The following is a 16,629-nucleotide window of genomic DNA, read 5'->3' as shown; positions in this document are numbered from 1 at the left end:
GCTATGGCTCACCAGTGGCGAGGCGTGATCGAGGAATACCGCGACCGGCTGCCGGTTTCGGCGGACACTCCGGTGGTCACGCTCGGCGAGGGCGGTACGCCGCTGGTGGCCGCGCAGTGGTTGTCGGAGCAGACCAACTGCGAGGTCTGGCTCAAGGTCGAGGGCAGCAACCCGACCGGCTCGTTCAAGGACCGCGGCATGACGGTGGCGATCTCGCTCGCCGCGCAGGCCGGTGACAAGGCCGTCGTCTGCGCCTCGACCGGCAACACCTCCGCCTCCGCCGCGGCGTACGCCGTCCGGGCCGGGCTGCTGCCGCTGGTGCTCATCCCGGCCGGCCGGATCGCGCAGGGCAAGCTGGCCCAGGCGATCGTGCACGGCGCCCAGCTGGTGCAGGTCGACGGCGGCTTCGACGACTGCCTGCGGATCGTCCGTGAGCTCGGCAAGAACTACCCGGTCGCGCTGGTGAACTCGGTCAACCCGGTCCGGCTGGAAGGTCAGAAGACCGCCGCGTTCGAGGTCTGCGACGCGCTCGGCGACGCTCCGGACCTGCACGTGCTGCCGGTCGGGAACGCGGGCAACATCGCGGCGTACTGGAAGGGCTACTCGGAGTACGCGAACGACAAGGTGTCCTCGCGTTGCCCGCAGATGTGGGGTTTCCAGGCCGAGGGCGCGGCGCCGATCGTGCGCGGCGCGGTGGTCGAGAAGCCGGACACCCAGGCGACCGCGATCCGGGTCGGCAACCCGGCGTCCTGGACGCTGGCCGAAGCCGCCCGGGACGAGTCCGGCGGCCGGATCGAGGCCGTCAGCGACGCGCAGATCCTGGCCGCGCAGCGGGAACTGGCCGCTCGCGAAGGCGTTTTCGTCGAGCCGGCGTCGGCCGCGGGCGTTGCCGGACTGCTGGCCACCAAGGCGGCCGGTCGGCTCGACGGCGGCCTGACCGTCGTCATCACGGTGACCGGGCACGGGCTGAAGGACATCGACACCGCGCTGTCGGCCTCCCCGCCGGCCGAGGCCACCGTGACGCCGGCCGAGACCGATGCGGTGGCGCGCGTCGCCGGGCTGGTGTGAGTTGGCGCCCGCTGCGCCTGTCCGGGTTCGGGTTCCGGCGACCAGCGCCAACCTCGGCCCGGGCTTCGACGCCTTCGGCCTGGCGCTGACCCTGTACGACGAACTGACAGTGACCCCGGGCCGTTCCGGGGTCACCGTCGAGGTGACCGGTGCCGGAGCGGGCGAGGTGGCGCTCGACGAGTCGCACCTGGTGGTCCAGGCCATCCGGGCCGGGCTGGAATCGCTCGGCGCGACCGTGCCGGGCTTCGCGCTGCGGTGCGAGAACCGGGTCCCGCACGGGCGCGGTCTCGGATCCTCCTCGGCCGCGATCGTCGGCGGCATCGCCGCGGCGTACGGTCTCACCGGTACCCCGCTCGACCGCGCTCGGGTGGTCGAGCTCGCGCACGCACTGGAAGGGCATCCGGACAACGTCGCGGCCGCCGCGCTCGGCGGATTCACCATCGCCTGGACCGAGGGTGACGCCGGCCGCGCGGTCCGTGCCGAACCGGTCGACGGGTTGCGGGTCACGGCGTACGTGCCCCAGACGCGGGTGCTGACGAAGGCCGCGCGCGGGTTGCTGCCGGATGTCGTACCGCATGGCGATGCCGCGGCGAACGCCGGCCGCGCGGCCTTGCTGGTCACGGCGATCACCGCACGGCCGGAGCTGCTGATGACGGCGACCGAGGACCGGTTGCACCAGGAGTACCGCGAGCCGGTGATGCCGGAAAGCCTGGCGCTCGTGCACAAACTGCGGGGCAGTGGACTGGCCGCGGTCGTCAGTGGGGCCGGACCCACCGTTCTCGTGCTGGGCGGCCCGGAGCAGACCAGTGGAGCCGGGGGCACAGCCGGAGGGACCGATCCGCTTTCCGGTGGCGCCGGCGACGGTTCTCCCTTGTCTGGCAGCGACTTCGGCGCCGCACCGCCGGTGGCACCGGACGGCTGGTCGCGCCACGACCTCGGCATCGATCCACTGGGCGTGCAGGTCTGGTCCGGAGCTTTTGACGGCGCAAGTTCGCCCTGGGCGGAATGATCCGGGCCGGACACGCGTTGTACCCCTCGAGTCAGCAGATGGACCCGCAGTGGTGCTAGTCTCGACTCACCCGATCCCCTCCAGGTGATCGGTGAACTCTCGCCGCTTCCGGGCTGTGTTCCCGGCACCCAGGTGTCCGTGGCGATCTCCCAGTGAATGACTTGCGCCGCCTGCGCCGGAGAATTTCGGGGGACCCGGATCCAGCGAGAACCTCTTGTGCCCACGTCGCCGTTTCGTCGGTCGTGGGTGATGATTCCGGGCGATGAGCCACCAGGGACGTCGTCCATCCGTGTGGGAAGGACCTCACGTGACAGAAACTGTTGAAGCCTCCGACGGCGCCTCGGCGCCGGCCGCTGCGGCCGCGACCACGCGTCGCCGCAAGACCGGAGGCGGCCTCGAGGGCATGCTGCTCCCCGAGCTCAAGCAGCTCGCCGGGACGCTGGGCATCAAGGGCACCGGCGCACTGCGCAAGGGCCAGCTGATCGAGGCGATCAAGGCCGCCCAGGGCGGTGGCGGTACGACCGGCGGAGGATCCCGTGCCCGGTCGAGCCAGCCGACCCTGGACGAGGCGACCACGGAGCCGGCGCCGAGCGCGAAGAGCGCCGCGCCCGAGGCTCCGGTGCGCGAGGGCAGCCGCCGGGCCCGCGCCGCCGCGGCCGGCACGGCCGTCGAGCAGAACGGCGCCGCCGCTACCGGTGCGGCGCAGACCACCCCTGAGCTGCAGACGAGCGCTCCGCAGACCAGCGGCGGACAGACCAGCGCCGGGCAGACCGCGCCGGCCGCGCAGAACGGCGGCGCCGACACCGCGCCGGCCGCGCAGAACGGTACGGCGGACCGGGCCGACGAGCGCGAGGGCCGGTCCGAGGACCGTGGCCGCGGTCGCGGCCGGGAGAACCAGGCCCGGGACGGCCAGAGCCGCGACGGCCAGGCGCGCGAGGGCCAGGCGCGTGACGGACAGACCCGTGAGGCCGGTCGCGAGAGCCAGGGCCGTGACGGTGGACGTGAGCAGGCGCGGGACGGCCGTGACGGCCAGGCGCGCGACGGTGTCCGCGACCGCGACGGGCAGAACCGTGACGGCGGTCGCGAGCAGAGCCGCGACGGTGGTCGCGAGCAGCGTGAGCAGGGCCGCGACGCTGGCCGTGAGCAGGCCCGTGACGGCCGCGACGGTGGCAACCGGGACCGCGACGGCCGGGATCGTGACGGCCGGGACCGTGACGGGCAGGCCCGTGACGGCCAGCGTGACCAGCGGGGCAACCGCGCCGACGGTCGGGCCGATGGCCGGACCGACACCCGGATCGACAGCCGGGCCGACGACCGTGGCGAGGAGGGTGACGGCCGGCGTCGTCGCCGCCGGGGCCGCGACCGGGACCGCAACCGCGACGGCCGGGACGGCCGCGACACCGGCCGGGACGCCGGTCGCAGCCGGGGCCGCGGTGAGCGGTTCGACCCGGAGCCGACGATCAGCGAGGACGACGTGCTCGTCCCCGCGGCCGGCATCCTGGACGTGCTCGACAACTACGCGTTCGTCCGGACCAGCGGCTACCTGCCCGGCCCGAACGACGTGTACGTCGCGCTGTCGATGGTGAAGCGCTCCGGCCTGCGCAAGGGCGACGCGATCACCGGCGCGGTGAAGCAGCCGTCCGACGGCGAGCGCAAGGAGAAGTTCAACCCGCTGGTCCGGATCGACACCGTGAACGGGTCGGACCCGGAGATCGCCAAGCAGCGCCAGGACTTCAACAAGCTGACCCCGCTGTACGCGACCGAGCGGCTGCGGCTCGAGACCGAGCCGAACATCCTGACCACCCGGATCGTCGACATCGTCAGCCCGATCGGCAAGGGCCAGCGCGGCCTGATCGTGTCGCCGCCGAAGGCCGGCAAGACGATGGTGCTGCAGGCGCTGGCGAACGCGATCACCACGAACAACCCCGAAGTGCACCTGATGGTCGTGCTGGTGGACGAGCGGCCCGAAGAGGTCACCGACATGCAGCGCACGGTCAAGGGTGAGGTCATCGCCTCCACCTTCGACCGGCCGGCCGACGACCACACCACGGTCGCGGAGCTGGCGATCGAGCGGGCCAAGCGCCTGGTCGAGCTGGGCCACGACGTGGTGGTGCTGCTCGACTCGATCACCCGCCTGGGCCGGGCGTACAACATCGCGGCGCCCGCCAGCGGCCGGATCCTGTCCGGTGGTGTCGACTCCTCGGCGCTCTACCCGCCGAAGCGGTTCTTCGGCGCGGCCCGCAACATCGAGGACGGCGGCTCGCTGACGATCCTGGCCACGGCCCTGATCGAGACCGGCTCCAAGATGGACGAGGTCATCTTCGAGGAGTTCAAGGGCACCGGCAACATGGAGCTGCGGCTGCGCCGCGAGTTCGCCGACCGCCGGATCTTCCCCGCCATCGACGTCGTCGCCTCCGGCACCCGGCGCGAGGAACTGCTGATGAGCAAGGACGAGACCCAGGTCGTCTGGAAGCTCCGCCGCGTCCTGTCCGCCCTCGACGGCCAGGCGGCGCTCGAGCTCCTGATCGGCAAGCTCAAGGAGAGCAAGTCGAACATCGAGTTCCTGCTCCAGGTGAACAAGACCACCCCGTCCGCCGGCGGCCGCAACACCGACGACGGTAACTAGGACGACGCACCCACGAAAGGCTGGACGGCAACGTCCAGCCTTTCGTGCTGTCCACCCACCCGCGGCCGGCGTCGCGAGGCCCGATCCACGCCGGCCCGACCGCCCCGGCCGGCCACCGCCCCCACCACCCCCATTTGGCCGTCCTCACCCCAGATGGCAGACTTGTCTGTTGGTTCCGGTTCACGTCAGCACCGTGCGGGCGACCCGGGGCGCCTGAGACCTAGGAGATTCATGAAGAGCGACATCCACCCGACGTACGTCGACACCACGGTGACCTGCACCTGTGGCGCGACGTTCCAGACGCGCTCGACCGCGGAGTCCGGCAGCATCCACGCCGACGTCTGCTCGCAGTGCCACCCCTTCTACACCGGCAAGCAGAAGATTCTGGACACCGGTGGCCGGGTGGCCCGCTTCGAGAAGCGGTACGCCAAGAAGTAGTTGTCCCACCGCGCGCCGGTCCGCGACCCTTCCACGGGTCCGCGGACCGGCGCGCGGTCTGTGTACCGGCCCCTGGAAGGAGTGACCGATGTTCGAAGCTGTACAGACGCTCAAGGCGGAGTACGCCGACCTGGAGCGGCAGATGTCCGACCCCGAGCTGCACTCCGACCAGGCCAACGCCCGCCGCGTCGGCAAGCGGTACGCCGCGCTGGCCCCGGTGGTCCGCACGTACGACGAGTGGTTGCAGACCGCCGACGACATCGAGGCGGCCAAGGAGCTCGCGGCCGAGGACCCGGCGTTCGCCGACGAGGCGGTCAAGCTGGAGGCCCGGCGCGAGGAGCTGACCGAGAAGCTGCGGCTGCTGCTGGTCCCGCGTGACGCCGGTGACGACAAGGACGCGATTCTGGAGATCAAGGCCGGTGAGGGCGGCGACGAGTCGGCGCTGTTCGCCGGCGACCTGCTGAAGATGTACCTGAAGTTCGCCGAGACCCAGAACTGGAAGACCGAGGTGCTCGACTCGGCCGAGTCCGATCTCGGCGGCTACAAGTCGATCACCGTCGCGGTGAAGGCCAAGGGCACGCCCGAGCCCGGCGAGGCGCCGTACGCGAAGCTGAAGTTCGAAGGCGGCGTGCACCGGGTCCAGCGGGTCCCGGTGACCGAGTCGCAAGGGCGGATCCACACCAGCGCGGCCGGCGTGCTGGTGCTGCCGGAGGCCGAGGACGTCGACGTCGAGATCGACCCGAACGACCTGCGCATCGACGTGTTCCGCTCCTCCGGCCCGGGCGGCCAGAGCGTCAACACGACCGACTCGGCGGTCCGGATCACCCACCTGCCGACCGGCATCGTGGTCTCGATGCAGAACGAGAAGTCCCAGCTGCAGAACCGCGAGCAGGCGATGCGGGTCCTGCGGTCCCGGCTGCTCGCCGCGGCCCAGGAGGCGGCCGACCAGGAGGCCTCGGACGCCCGCCGGTCGCAGATCCGCACGGTCGACCGGTCGGAGCGCATCCGCACCTACAACTTCCCGGAGAACCGGTTCTCCGACCACCGGGTCGGCTACAAGGCGCACAACCTCGACCAGGTCCTCGGCGGTGACCTCGCCCCGGTGATCCAGGCGCTGACCGACGCGGACATGGCCGCGCGGCTGGCCGCGGTCGACTCGCAGGGGTGACCCGGTGAACGCCCGTCCGCTGATCGCCGCGGCCACCGAGCGGCTCGCGGCGGCCGGTGTCGCGTCCCCCGAGTACGACGCCGCCGAGCTGCTCGCGTTCGTCTGCGGCGTCTCCCGGCTCCAGCTCGGCCTGGTCGACGTCACCACCGCGCAGCAGACCCAGTACGACGTACTGGTGGATCGCCGCGCGCAGCGGGAGCCGCTGCAGCACCTGACCGGGACGGCGGCGTTCCGCTACCGCGAGCTGGTCGTCGGGCCCGGGGTGTTCGTGCCGCGGCCGGAGACCGAGGTGCTGGTCGGCTGGATGCTGGACCGGTTGAAGGACGTCGAGGCACCGCTGGTGGTCGACCTGTGCAGCGGATCCGGGGCGATCGCCGGCGCGGTCGCGACCGAGCGCCCGGACAGCACCGTGCACGCGGTCGAGCTGTCACCGGAGGCGTGCGGGTGGGCCCGCCGCAACCTCGAGGGCACCGGCGCGACGTTGCACGAGGGCGACATCGACGGCTGCCTGCCCGAGCTCGACGGCCAGGTCGACGCGGTGATCGCCAACCCGCCGTACATCCCGTTGACGGCCTGGGAGTCGGTCACCGCCGAGGTGCGCGACCACGACCCGGCGCTGGCGCTGTGGTCGGGCGACGACGGCCTCGACGAGATCAAGGTGGTCGCCGCGACGGCCGGCCGGTTGCTGAAACCCGGCGGCTGGTTCGGCTGCGAGCACGCCGACGTCCAGGGCGAGTCCGCCCCGGCCGTCTTCGCCGCCACCGGCCTGTTCACCGAGGTGCGCGACCAGCTCGACCTCGCCGGCCGCCACCGCTTCGCCACCGGCCGCCGGATCTGAGCTACTCGTAGATCACCAGCTCCGGGCGGGGCTTGAGGGCGAGGACCTGGGCCGGCGTCATCAGCGCGCCGTGGCGGGTGTCCTCCTCGTAGAAGAGCTTGAAGCCGGCGTGCACGCCCGGGGCCATCGTCGGGGTGAGCTTGCGCCAGGTGGATTCCTTGTCGGCGCGGTTGCCGATGCCGTCGACGGACTTGATCGTGACGACGCCGGGCTGCTGCTTGTACGCCTTCTCGTTGCTGAGGATGCGGGTCGAGAGCTGGTGGAAGACGAAGACCTTCTCGGGCAGGTCGTGCTTTCTGACCAGCCCGGACAGGTACGTCGCGATCGCGGTCAGCTCGCTGCCGGTGGTGCGGCCGAAGACCCGGCCCGGCACCTGACTGGGGCCGACCGCCCACTCCGGGTCGAAGGCCAGGCCGACGTCGGGCTCCTTCAGCCACTTCTCCAGCCGCTTGATCTCGGTCAGGCTGTCGGCGCGGCCGGGCTGGACGTCGAGCAGCAGCAGCATCTTGTGCTTGCGGGCGGTGTCCAGGTACGGCTTGATCTTCTCGTCGCTCAGCCGGCTGCGGTACTGGCCGTCCCGGCCGGGGTGGTCGTTGGCGATCACCACGATCAGCTCCATCACCGGCAGCGGCTTGCGGCCGGCGGCGTACGACGCTGCCAGCTTCTCCAGCCGGGCGGCCTTGGCGTCGAGGTCCTTGTCGAGCGGGCCGAGCGCGGGGGAACCGGGCAGACCGACGAAGCCGACCAGTTGGTGCTGCGGGAAGATCGTCCGGCCGCCGCGCGGCAGGTCGCCTTCGGCCGGTGGAGCGCCCTGTGAGGCGCTGGGCGTCGTCGGTGCCGAGGTGGTCGCCGGGGTCGTGGACGGGGGCGTGGACGGGGCCGCACCGGCGTCGGCGGGGCCGTCGCTGCAGCCGGCGCCGAGCAGCAGCGCCGCGGTCGTGAGGAGGACGGGAAGCTTTCGCACCGGTCAAGGGAACCATGCCCGGCCGGATGAGCAACCCCGAGGCGTGTCAGCGGGCCGACTTTCGCCGACTGAGCCGCCGGAAGGTGGAACCGTGAACAAGAAACCGGGACTGTGCACCAGGTAGGACCTGGTCAAGCTCCCCGCAAGGTGTTCACGGTCCGGTCGAGCCATGGCCGGGGCTGGGGGCCCGAGGGGGTGGGGCGGTGGGTGATTGTTTGCTTGCGCTGAGTTAGTGTTGTTTGCTGATGCTCAGGATCGGTGGCGTGCTGGCCGCGGCGGCACTGGCCTTGCCCGTGTACGGCGTGCCGTCCGGGAGCAGGCCGGAGCGGGAAGTAACCGCGCCGGCGTCGATCGCGCCGACGGCAGCGCTGTCCGAGGCGGCGCTGTGCGCCGGGCTGCGCCGGGTCGAGCTGGCCGGTACCGACCAGTGCACCCGAGGCCCGGAGACGCTTCCCGGGGTGAGGCTGGAGCTGCCCGCCGCGCCGCTGAAGGCCGGCATCGCGAAGGCGGCGGTGGCGGCCAACCCGATCGTCTGCGAGGGCGACGGGCGGTCCGGCAAGCGGGTCCAGGTGATGTACGTCAGGGAGAAGCAGCAGCGGTCCCGGTTGCCCTTGTTCCTGCCGTCGTTCCGGGCCTGGTCGCACGAGATCGATGCGGCGTACAACGACAGTGCGGCGCAGACCGGTGCCGGCCGCCACGTGCGCTTCGTGACCGAGGCGGTTCCCGGCGGTTGCCGCATCCAGGTGCAGGAGGTGGTCCTGCCGACTGATGGGCTGGCCGGCTGGGAGCCGATGGTCACCGCGCTCCAGAAGCTCGGCCACCAGGACCCGAACCGCAAGTACCTGGTCTTCGCCGACGCACAGAAGACCTGCGGAGTCGCCACCGTGTACGTCGACGACCGGCCCGGCTTGGAGAACGCCAACAACCGCAACACCGGGTACGCCCGGGTGGACGCGTCCGCGGGCTGCTGGGGGTTCAACGCGGCGGCTCACGAGCTCGGGCACACCTTCGGCGCGGTCCAGTCGTCGGCACCGAACTACAACGGCCACTGCGGCGACGAGTGGGACCTGATGTGCTACGGCTCGGGCACGACGGTCGTCTGCCCGGACAAGGACAGCGACCGGCTGCTGGACTGCAACAAGGACGACTACTTCCACCCGAAGCCACCAGCCGGCAGCTACCTGGCCACGCACTGGAACATCGCCAACAGCGACTGGCTGATCAAGAGCCCGGTCCCGGACGCTCGGGCCGCGCCACGGCACGGTCAGGTCTTCGAGCTCGTACACCCGGCGTCGGGTGGTGCGCTCGGCGTACTGGACGCGTCAGTGGCCGACCTGGCGTATCTGGGCCGTCAGCAACATACCGGCGCGACCAGTCAGCGCTGGCGGTTCCTGTACGAGACCGGCTGGCAGCTGCAGAACGTCAACAGCGGCAAGTGTGCGGACAGCGCCTACAGCGGTACCACACCCGGCACCCAGGTCCTCCAGTACCGGTGCAACGGCCAGGACGGCATGCGCTGGGTGCTGCACCCGGTCGGCGGCGGACGCTACGGCATCTTGAACACCCTGACCGGTCTCGCGGTGACCGATGCCGGGAGCAACCAGCGCGCCACCCAGCAGCCCTTCACCGCCGGTCCTGGCCAGCTGTGGCAGTTGCGTGCGAAGAACCCGAGGTGACAGCCCCGGGTTCTTCGCACGCTGCGGACTCAGCCGGCGACGTAGGCGTCGATCTCGGCGAGCAGTGCGGTCTTGGTGGTGTCGTCGGCGAAGGACTCGCGGACGGCGGTCCTGGCGAGGTCGGCGGTGCCGGCCTCGTCGAGGCCCAGGAGGCGGGCGGCGACGGCGTACTCGTTGGTGAGGTCGGTGCCGAACATCGGCGGGTCGTCGGAGTTGATCGTGACGACCAGGCCCGCGTCGACCATCGCCGGCAGCGGGTGCTCGTCGTACGAGCGGACGGCCTGGGTGGCGACGTTCGAGGTGGGGCTGACCTCGAGCGGGATCCGATGCTCGGCCAGGTAGGCGACCAGCTCGGGATCCTGCATGGCCGACGTGCCGTGGCCGATCCGCTCCGCCTTCAGCACCCGGACGGCGTCCCAGATGGTCTGCGGGCCGGTGGACTCGCCCGCGTGCGGAACGCAGTGCAGCCCGGCCGCCCGGGCCGCGTCGAAGTACGGCGCGAACTGCGGCCGCGGTACGCCGATCTCCGGTCCGCCGAGACCGAAGGCGACCAGACCGTCGGGCCGGAGCTCGGTGGCGATCCGCAGCGTCTCCTCGGCGGCCGGGATGCCTGCCTCGCCGGGGATGTCGAAGATCCACCGCAGCGTCACGCCGAGCTCCTTCTCGGCCGCGGTCCGTGCGTCCTCGATCGCCTCGCAGAACGCCTCCGGGGCGATCCCGCGCAGCGCCGACGTGTACGGCGTGACGGTGAGCTCGGTGTACCGGATGTTCTGGGCGGCCATCTCGCGGGCGATCTCGTAGGTGAGCAGCCGGACGTCGTCGGGCGTGGTGATCAGGTCCACCACGGTCAGGTAGATCTCGACGAACTTCGCGAAGTCGGTGAAGACGAAGTACTCCGCGAGCGCGGCCGGGTCGGTGGGCACGGGGGAGCCGGGGTGCCGGGCGGCCAGTTCCGCCACGATTCGCGGCGACGCGGCGCCGACGTGGTGGACGTGCAGTTCGGCCTTCGGCAGGCCGGCGAGGAAGTCACGCGACACAGTCATGGCCGGGATCCTAGGGCGGGAGAACGGCCATCCGGCGGGTTTCTGACAACCCAGTGTCAAAGGCACGCTCAAGGTCTTCGGTTTTGCTGACAGCGTGCTGTCAGCAACGGCTGCGGTGGACCCAACTGGAGTGGGCCACCCCCCGAGTGGCACGATTCACTGCGTGAGCGAGCGCTTTGACTTCAGCGGTGACGAACTGGCCCCGGCCTACCGTGCGGCCGTGGACGCGATCGAGGCCGGTGACTTGGTCGTCCTGCCGACCGACACCGTGTACGGCCTGGCCGCCGACGCCTTCAAGGCGGACGCGGTGCAACGCCTGCTGGACGCGAAGGGCCGCGGCCGCGACATGCCGCCGCCGGTGCTGATCTCGGTGGTCGAGTCGCTGGACGCACTGGCCACCGACGTGCCCGAGGCCGGCCGCAAGCTGTGCGAGGAGTTCTGGCCCGGGGCACTGACGGTGATCTGCCACGCGCAGGGCTCGTTGATGTGGGACCTCGGCGACACCCACGGCACGGTCGCGCTGCGGGTCCCCGACCACGAGAACACCCGGGAACTGCTGTCCCGCACCGGCCCGCTGGCGGTCAGCTCGGCCAACCGCAGCGGTCAGCCGGCGGCGCTCGACGTGTACGACGCGGAGGAGCAGCTGGCCGACTCGGTCGCGGTCTACCTCGACGGTGGCGCGGTGAGCGGGGGAGAGCCGTCGACCATCGTCGACCTGACCGGCGACGTGCCGCACGTGGTCCGGATCGGCGCGCTGTCGATGGCGCAGATCCGCAAGGTGGTGCCCGAGGCCACCACCGACCTCGAGCCGGCCGAGAAGCCGGCCGAGGAACCCGTCGTGGATACGGTCGCGGAGGGCAAGGCCGCGGACAAGCCCGAGGACGACGCCGCGCCCACGGCGGAGGACAAGGTCGAGGGTGAGCCAACCGGAGCGACCGCCGCGGCGTCCAACGAGCAGAAGCCGGTGGACAAGAAGCCGGCCGGCGACGAGGCGACCGATGTGAGGCCTGCGGACTAGTGCGCGAGTATCTGCTCGTCCTGTTCGTGGCGATGGCCACGACCTTCCTGCTGACCGGTCTGGCCCGCAAGGTGGCGCTGCGCTACGGAGCGGTCGCCAAGGTCCGCGCCCGGGACGTGCACAAGGTTCCGATCCCGTACTTCGGTGGCGTCTCGATCCTCGGCGGCCTGATCGCGGGCTACCTGGTCGCCTCCAGCCTGCCGTTCCTCGGCGACAGCCTGCAGGTCGCCCACGACGCCCGGGCGATCCTGATCGGCGGCGTGGTGATCTGCGCGGTCGGCGTGATCGACGACCTCTACGAGCTGGACCCGGTCACCAAGCTGGCCGGCATGGTGCTCGCGGTCGGCGTGATGATCGTCCAGGGCATCCAGCTGTTCTGGCTGCCGCTGCCCGGCGGCATCCTGTCGCCACCGCCGGCGCAACTGGCCGTGGTCACCGCGGGCATCCTGCTGGTGTCCTGCAACGCGGTGAACTTCGTCGACGGCCTGGACGGCCTCGCCGCCGGCGTCACCGCGATCGGCGCCAGCGCGTTCTTCACCTACTCGTACCTGCTGAACGTCGAGCAGAACCTGGACCGCGCCACCACCTCGACGCTGATCACGGTCGCGCTGGCCGGCGCCTGCCTGGGCTTCCTGCCGCACAACTTCTTCCCGGCCAGGGTGTTCATGGGCGACTCCGGCTCGCTGCTGATCGGCCTGATGCTGGCCGCCTCCACGATCAGCCTGACCGGCCAGATGGACCCGAACGCGGTCCCGTACGAGGTGGGCGGCTCGAGCCTGCTGCCGGCGCTGCTGCCGCTGATCCTGCCGATCGCGGTGCTCGCCATTCCCGCGCTCGACCTGACGCTGGCCTACATCCGGCGGACCAAGGCCGGCCGGTCGCCGTTCGCGGCGGACAAGCTGCACCTGCACCACCGGCTGATGCAGCGCGGCCACTCCCACCGGCGCGCGGTGCTGCTGATGTACCTGTGGACGGCCCTGATCGCCTTCGGGGTGGTCGTTCTGGGCCTGTTGCTGGCCTGGTGGACCGTGCTGATCGTGCTGGCCGTCACGATCACCGCGATGGTGCTGACCACCGGCCTCCCACGCCGTACCGGCCGTCCGCTCGCGAAGGTTTGAGGAGAGCCGGAACGCGCCCGCGGCAGTCGGCCGGAGACCAGACCAGTGGGCCTCGTGGCCTACCGATAGGGTGAGGCCGTACAGCGGCAGGGACCCCGTTTTGCTGAGCGCGCAGACTTTGTGCTAGTTTTCACAAGCACAGCGAACACAGCGTGACCCCTGACCCCGCCCACCCGACGACCGAGGGCAAGAATCCCGGTCGCCAGCAGGACGGAACCACCAGATGGCTCCCCAAGAACGTCGCCCCGACACCGCCGGCCAGGCCACTCGGCACCCGGCGCTGGCCATGTTGCGTGGCGCCCTCGCCGCTGCCGTGGTCGTCGGGGTGAACGCGGCCGCGATCGCCGCCGTCGCCGCCGGGCTGAAGGGGTTGTGGGGCGCACTGCTGGGTCTGCTGACGGTGGTTGTCTTCTCCGGCGCCGGCCTGCTGCTGCTGCACCTGTCCCGGCGCGCCAGCCCGACCGCCCAGCTGGGCATCGCGATGGCCTCCTACACCGGCCGGATCGCGATCTTCGGCGGCCTGCTGGCGCTGGCCCTGAACTCCGAGGGACTCGCCGCGAACGTCGACCTGACCGCGCTGGGAATCACCGCGCTGGTGGTCGTGATGGGCTGGATGGCCGGCGAGATCTGGGCCTGGTCGCGATTGCGTATCCCGATCTACGACCTCGACCACGAGGTGACGGCATGACCACGTCCGGTAGTGCCGTGGCAAGCCGTTTCCCAACTGTGACCAGCGATGTGGCGCACCGCACGGGAGCCGATGTGACCCGGCGTGTCGCCGACTGGTACCTTTCGGGTGCCAATGAGCCAGCAAGAGAATCCGAAGCCCACGCCGGACACTTCCGGCGATGGCTGGCGGGTGCTGTCCTACCTGATCGGCGGGATCGTCGTCTACGGCGGCCTGGGGTTCGGGTTGGACCGCTGGCTCGGCACCCAGTTCCTGCTGCCGGTGGGCATCGTCCTCGGCGCGGGACTCACGATTTTGATGTTGCACTTCCGGTACGGGCGGTCCTGAGCCCTGCCGGGTCTGACGTTGTAGACCGCCATGCCCCGAGCCGCCCTGCCCTGAGCCTCACGGCGAACGACTTGAGCACGACGCGAGAGGAGACCCGGTGATTGCCGGCGTTTCGACCGAGTTCAACCCGCCCGGTCCAGAGGACTTCAACCTGCCGCCGATCTTCAGCGGCGTGGAGTGGTTCACCAAGCCCGTCCTGGTGGCCGCGCTGTCGGTGGTCGTCATCGTCTGGTTCTTCTGGGGTGCGTCCCGCAAGGCCGCGGTGGTGCCGAGCAAGCTGCAGTTCGCCGGCGAGCTGGGCTACAACTTCGTTCGCAACTCGATCGCCCGGGACGCGATCGGCAGCCAGGAGCACATGAAGTACGTGCCGTACCTGTGCGGCCTGTTCTTCTTCATCCTGCTCAACAACGTGGCCGCCTCGGTCCCGCTGATCCAGTTCCCGACGTTCAGCCACGTCGGCTGGGCCTACGTCGCGGCCGCGATGAGCTGGGTGGTGTACAACGCCGTCGGCATCAAGAAGCACGGCGTGCTGGGCTACTTCAAGCACCAGACCATGCCGGCCGGCGTGCCGGGCTGGCTGATGCCGCTGATGATCCCGATCGAGTTCATCTCCAACATCCTGGTCCGGCCGATCTCGCTCAGCCTGCGGCTGTTCGCGAACATGTTCGCCGGTCACATCCTGCTGCTGGTCTTCGTGCTCGGCGGCGAGTACATGCTGCTGCACTCGGGCAGCATCGCGCTCGGTGGCGTCGGCATCCTGACGCTGCTGATGGGCCTGGCGATCGCCGGACTGGAACTGTTCGTCCAGTGCATCCAGGCCTACATCTTTGTCGTGCTGACCGCGCAGTACATCGGCAGCGCGATCGCGGACGACCACTGATCCGCAGCTCCACCCCAGATCCGCAGTAACGGAAACCCGGATAGCCCCTATCCGTACCGAAAGGAACACACTGCAATGAACGCTCTCGAGATCTCCGGCAACATCGCCGTCCTCGGTTACGGCCTTGCCGCGATCGGCCCGGGCGTCGGTGTCGGTCTGATCTTCGCCGCGGTGATCAACGGCACGGCGCGCCAGCCGGAGGCCCAGAGCCGGCTGCAGTCGATCGCGTGGATCGGCTTCGGTGTGACCGAGGTTCTGGCGATCATCGGTATCGCCCTCGCCTTCGTCTTCCGTAGCGCCTGATTCCATCCCCTGACTGACAGGACTCAGACATGTTGACGAAACTGCTTCCGCTCAGCGAGGCGGGCGAAGGCCCCAGCCCGCTGATGCCGCACACCGCCGAGATCATCTTCGGCTTCGTCTTCCTGGTCCTGCTGGCCATCGCCTTCGCCAAGATCGTCGTCCCGAAGTTCGAGAAGGCTTACGCCGAGCGGACGCAGGCGATCGAAGGCGGGATGAACGAGGCCAAGCAGGCCCAGGCCGAGGCGAAGGCGGCGCTCGACAAGTACAACGCGCAGCTGGCCGAAGCCCGGCAGGAAGCTGCGAAGATCCGTGAGGACGCGCGTGAGCAGGGTGCGCAGATCATCGCGGAGATGCGTGAGCAGGCCGGTGTCGAGGCCGAGCGCATCGTGAGCCACGCCCGGACCCAGATCGAGGCTGAGCGGTCGCAGGCCGTCGCGTCGCTGCGCAGCGAGGTCGGCTCGATGGCCACCTCGCTCGCGGGGCGGATCGTCGGTGAGTCGCTCGAGGACGAGGCGCGTCAGCGTCGCACCGTCGAGCGGTTCCTCGCCGAGCTGGAGTCCGGCGAGGCCGCTCGACAGGCTGTCGGAACGGACGGCTGATGCGCGGCGCCTCGAAGGAGTCACTCGTCCGGGCCGAGCAGGCCCTGGCGGGTGTCGCCGTCACCGAAGGCCTCGGCGCCGAGCTGTTCTCGGTCGCCAAGGTGCTCGACACCAACGGAGCACTGCGCCGGGCGCTGACCGACCCGGCCCGGTCGGCGGACAGCCGGACCGGCCTGGTCCGGCAGCTGTTCGACGGCAAGGTCTCCGCCCAGACGCTGGAGATCCTGACCGCCGCAGTGGCCGGCCGCTGGGTCAGCAGCCGCGACCTCGGTCACGCGCTGGACCAGCTGAGCGTCCAGGCCGAGGTTGCGTACGCCGACCAGGCGGGCAAACTGGACGAGTTGGAGGACCAGCTGTTCCGGCTGGACCGCGTGGTCGCGGTCGAGCGGGAGCTGGCCGGCAAGCTGAGCGATCGGAGCATTCCGCTCGCTCCGCGGCAGGAGCTGATCCGTGGTCTGCTGCAGGGCAAGGCCGACGCCGTCACCGTGCGGCTGGCCGAGCGTGCGGTGGACGGACGGGGACGCGGCTTCGCGGCCTCGCTGCGGGCGTACCAGGTCGAGGCGGCAGCCCGGCGGCACGCCAGCATCGCGACGGTCCGGGTGGCCACCGACCTGACCGAGGCGGAGCGCGGCCGGCTGGCCGAGCTGCTCGGCCGGCAGTACGGACGGCAGATCCAGCTGAACGTCATCGTGGACCCCAGCGTCGTCGGCGGCGTCCGGGTGGACATCGGTGACGAAGTGATCGACGGGACGATCGCGGCCCGGCTCGACGAGGCGCAGCGGCGCATCGCGGGCTGACCTTTAACGACAGAGCAGGCGCTAAGGGTCGGCAAAGCCTTTAGAGCCCACAACAGGCCAGCAAGGTCA

Annotated in this window: 17 protein-coding genes; 15 read left to right on the top strand and 2 right to left on the bottom strand. The window is 70.7% G+C overall.

Annotated elements, in window-relative coordinates; genetic code table 11:
- Positions 1–3: 3 nt before the first annotated feature.
- From thrC to prmC, 6 genes are all read left to right on the top strand, one after another.
- Positions 4–1,068 (top strand): threonine synthase, encoded by a 1,065-nt coding sequence (gene thrC / locus KFLA_RS25105; RefSeq protein WP_012922635.1) that lies wholly within the window; start codon positions 4–6, stop codon positions 1,066–1,068.
- A gap of 1 nt (position 1,069) precedes the next feature.
- The gene (thrB, locus tag KFLA_RS25100; RefSeq protein WP_237706587.1) at positions 1,070–2,077 is read left to right on the top strand and encodes a homoserine kinase; all 1,008 of its coding nucleotides are present in this window, start codon (positions 1,070–1,072) and stop codon (positions 2,075–2,077) included.
- 307 nt (positions 2,078–2,384) lie between these two features.
- A complete protein-coding gene (gene rho, locus KFLA_RS25095) occupies positions 2,385–4,703 on the top strand; it encodes a transcription termination factor Rho (RefSeq protein ID WP_012922633.1) in 2,319 nt (772 codons plus the stop codon).
- 231 nt (positions 4,704–4,934) lie between these two features.
- Positions 4,935–5,141, top strand: coding sequence for a 50S ribosomal protein L31 (gene rpmE, locus KFLA_RS25090; protein ID WP_012922632.1), 207 nt, complete (start codon positions 4,935–4,937; stop codon positions 5,139–5,141).
- An 88-nt stretch (positions 5,142–5,229) separates the two neighbouring features.
- Positions 5,230–6,309, top strand: coding sequence for a peptide chain release factor 1 (gene prfA, locus KFLA_RS25085; RefSeq protein ID WP_012922631.1), 1,080 nt, complete (start codon positions 5,230–5,232; stop codon positions 6,307–6,309).
- Between the two features lie 4 nt (positions 6,310–6,313).
- Positions 6,314–7,147: a peptide chain release factor N(5)-glutamine methyltransferase gene (prmC, locus tag KFLA_RS25080; RefSeq protein ID WP_012922630.1), complete on the top strand. Its 834-nt coding sequence runs from the start codon at positions 6,314–6,316 to the stop codon at positions 7,145–7,147.
- A 1-nt stretch (position 7,148) separates the two neighbouring features.
- Here prmC and KFLA_RS25075 read toward each other — a convergent pair whose 3' ends face one another.
- Positions 7,149–8,111 (bottom strand): hypothetical protein, encoded by a 963-nt coding sequence (locus tag KFLA_RS25075; protein ID WP_012922629.1) that lies wholly within the window; start codon positions 8,109–8,111, stop codon positions 7,149–7,151.
- A gap of 245 nt (positions 8,112–8,356) precedes the next feature.
- Here KFLA_RS25075 and KFLA_RS35940 point away from each other — a divergent pair, with 245 nt between their 5' ends.
- Positions 8,357–9,787: an RICIN domain-containing protein gene (locus tag KFLA_RS35940; RefSeq protein ID WP_012922628.1), complete on the top strand. Its 1,431-nt coding sequence runs from the start codon at positions 8,357–8,359 to the stop codon at positions 9,785–9,787.
- A 29-nt stretch (positions 9,788–9,816) separates the two neighbouring features.
- On the opposite strand, the gene KFLA_RS25065 is transcribed toward KFLA_RS35940, so the two are convergent.
- Positions 9,817–10,830 carry an adenosine deaminase gene (locus KFLA_RS25065; protein ID WP_012922627.1) on the bottom strand — a complete coding sequence of 338 codons (1,014 nt, stop codon included), beginning with the start codon at positions 10,828–10,830 and terminating at the stop codon, positions 9,817–9,819.
- Positions 10,831–10,993: 163 nt separating this feature from the next.
- Between KFLA_RS25065 and KFLA_RS25060 the strand changes: the two genes are divergently transcribed.
- From KFLA_RS25060 to KFLA_RS25025, 8 genes are all read left to right on the top strand, one after another.
- Complete coding sequence (locus KFLA_RS25060; protein WP_237706586.1) at positions 10,994–11,848, top strand: L-threonylcarbamoyladenylate synthase; 855 nt, start codon at positions 10,994–10,996, stop codon at positions 11,846–11,848.
- Positions 11,848–12,966 carry a glycosyltransferase family 4 protein gene (locus KFLA_RS25055; protein WP_012922625.1) on the top strand — a complete coding sequence of 373 codons (1,119 nt, stop codon included), beginning with the start codon at positions 11,848–11,850 and terminating at the stop codon, positions 12,964–12,966. The genes KFLA_RS25060 and KFLA_RS25055 overlap by 1 nt, the downstream gene beginning before the upstream one ends.
- 223 nt (positions 12,967–13,189) lie before the next feature.
- Entirely contained in the window at positions 13,190–13,654 is a 465-nt protein-coding gene (locus KFLA_RS25050; protein ID WP_012922624.1) for a Cg1360 family ATP-synthase-associated protein, read from the top strand.
- A 114-nt stretch (positions 13,655–13,768) separates the two neighbouring features.
- Positions 13,769–13,981 carry an AtpZ/AtpI family protein gene (locus KFLA_RS25045; protein ID WP_012922623.1) on the top strand — a complete coding sequence of 71 codons (213 nt, stop codon included), beginning with the start codon at positions 13,769–13,771 and terminating at the stop codon, positions 13,979–13,981.
- A 97-nt stretch (positions 13,982–14,078) separates the two neighbouring features.
- Entirely contained in the window at positions 14,079–14,861 is a 783-nt protein-coding gene (gene atpB / locus KFLA_RS25040; RefSeq protein ID WP_012922622.1) for a F0F1 ATP synthase subunit A, read from the top strand.
- A 75-nt stretch (positions 14,862–14,936) separates the two neighbouring features.
- A complete protein-coding gene (gene atpE, locus KFLA_RS25035) occupies positions 14,937–15,164 on the top strand; it encodes an ATP synthase F0 subunit C (protein WP_012922621.1) in 228 nt (75 codons plus the stop codon).
- A 29-nt stretch (positions 15,165–15,193) separates the two neighbouring features.
- Positions 15,194–15,763, top strand: coding sequence for a F0F1 ATP synthase subunit B (locus KFLA_RS25030; protein ID WP_012922620.1), 570 nt, complete (start codon positions 15,194–15,196; stop codon positions 15,761–15,763).
- Positions 15,763–16,560 carry a F0F1 ATP synthase subunit delta gene (locus tag KFLA_RS25025; protein ID WP_012922619.1) on the top strand — a complete coding sequence of 266 codons (798 nt, stop codon included), beginning with the start codon at positions 15,763–15,765 and terminating at the stop codon, positions 16,558–16,560. The genes KFLA_RS25030 and KFLA_RS25025 overlap by 1 nt, the downstream gene beginning before the upstream one ends.
- Positions 16,561–16,629: the final 69 nt, after the last annotated feature.

The organism is Kribbella flavida DSM 17836, assembly GCF_000024345.1.
Taxonomy (GTDB): Bacteria; Actinomycetota; Actinomycetes; order Propionibacteriales; family Kribbellaceae; genus Kribbella; species Kribbella flavida.
The sequence above is the reverse complement of the archived record's forward strand: the minus strand, read 5'-3'. Positions and strand labels throughout refer to the sequence as shown.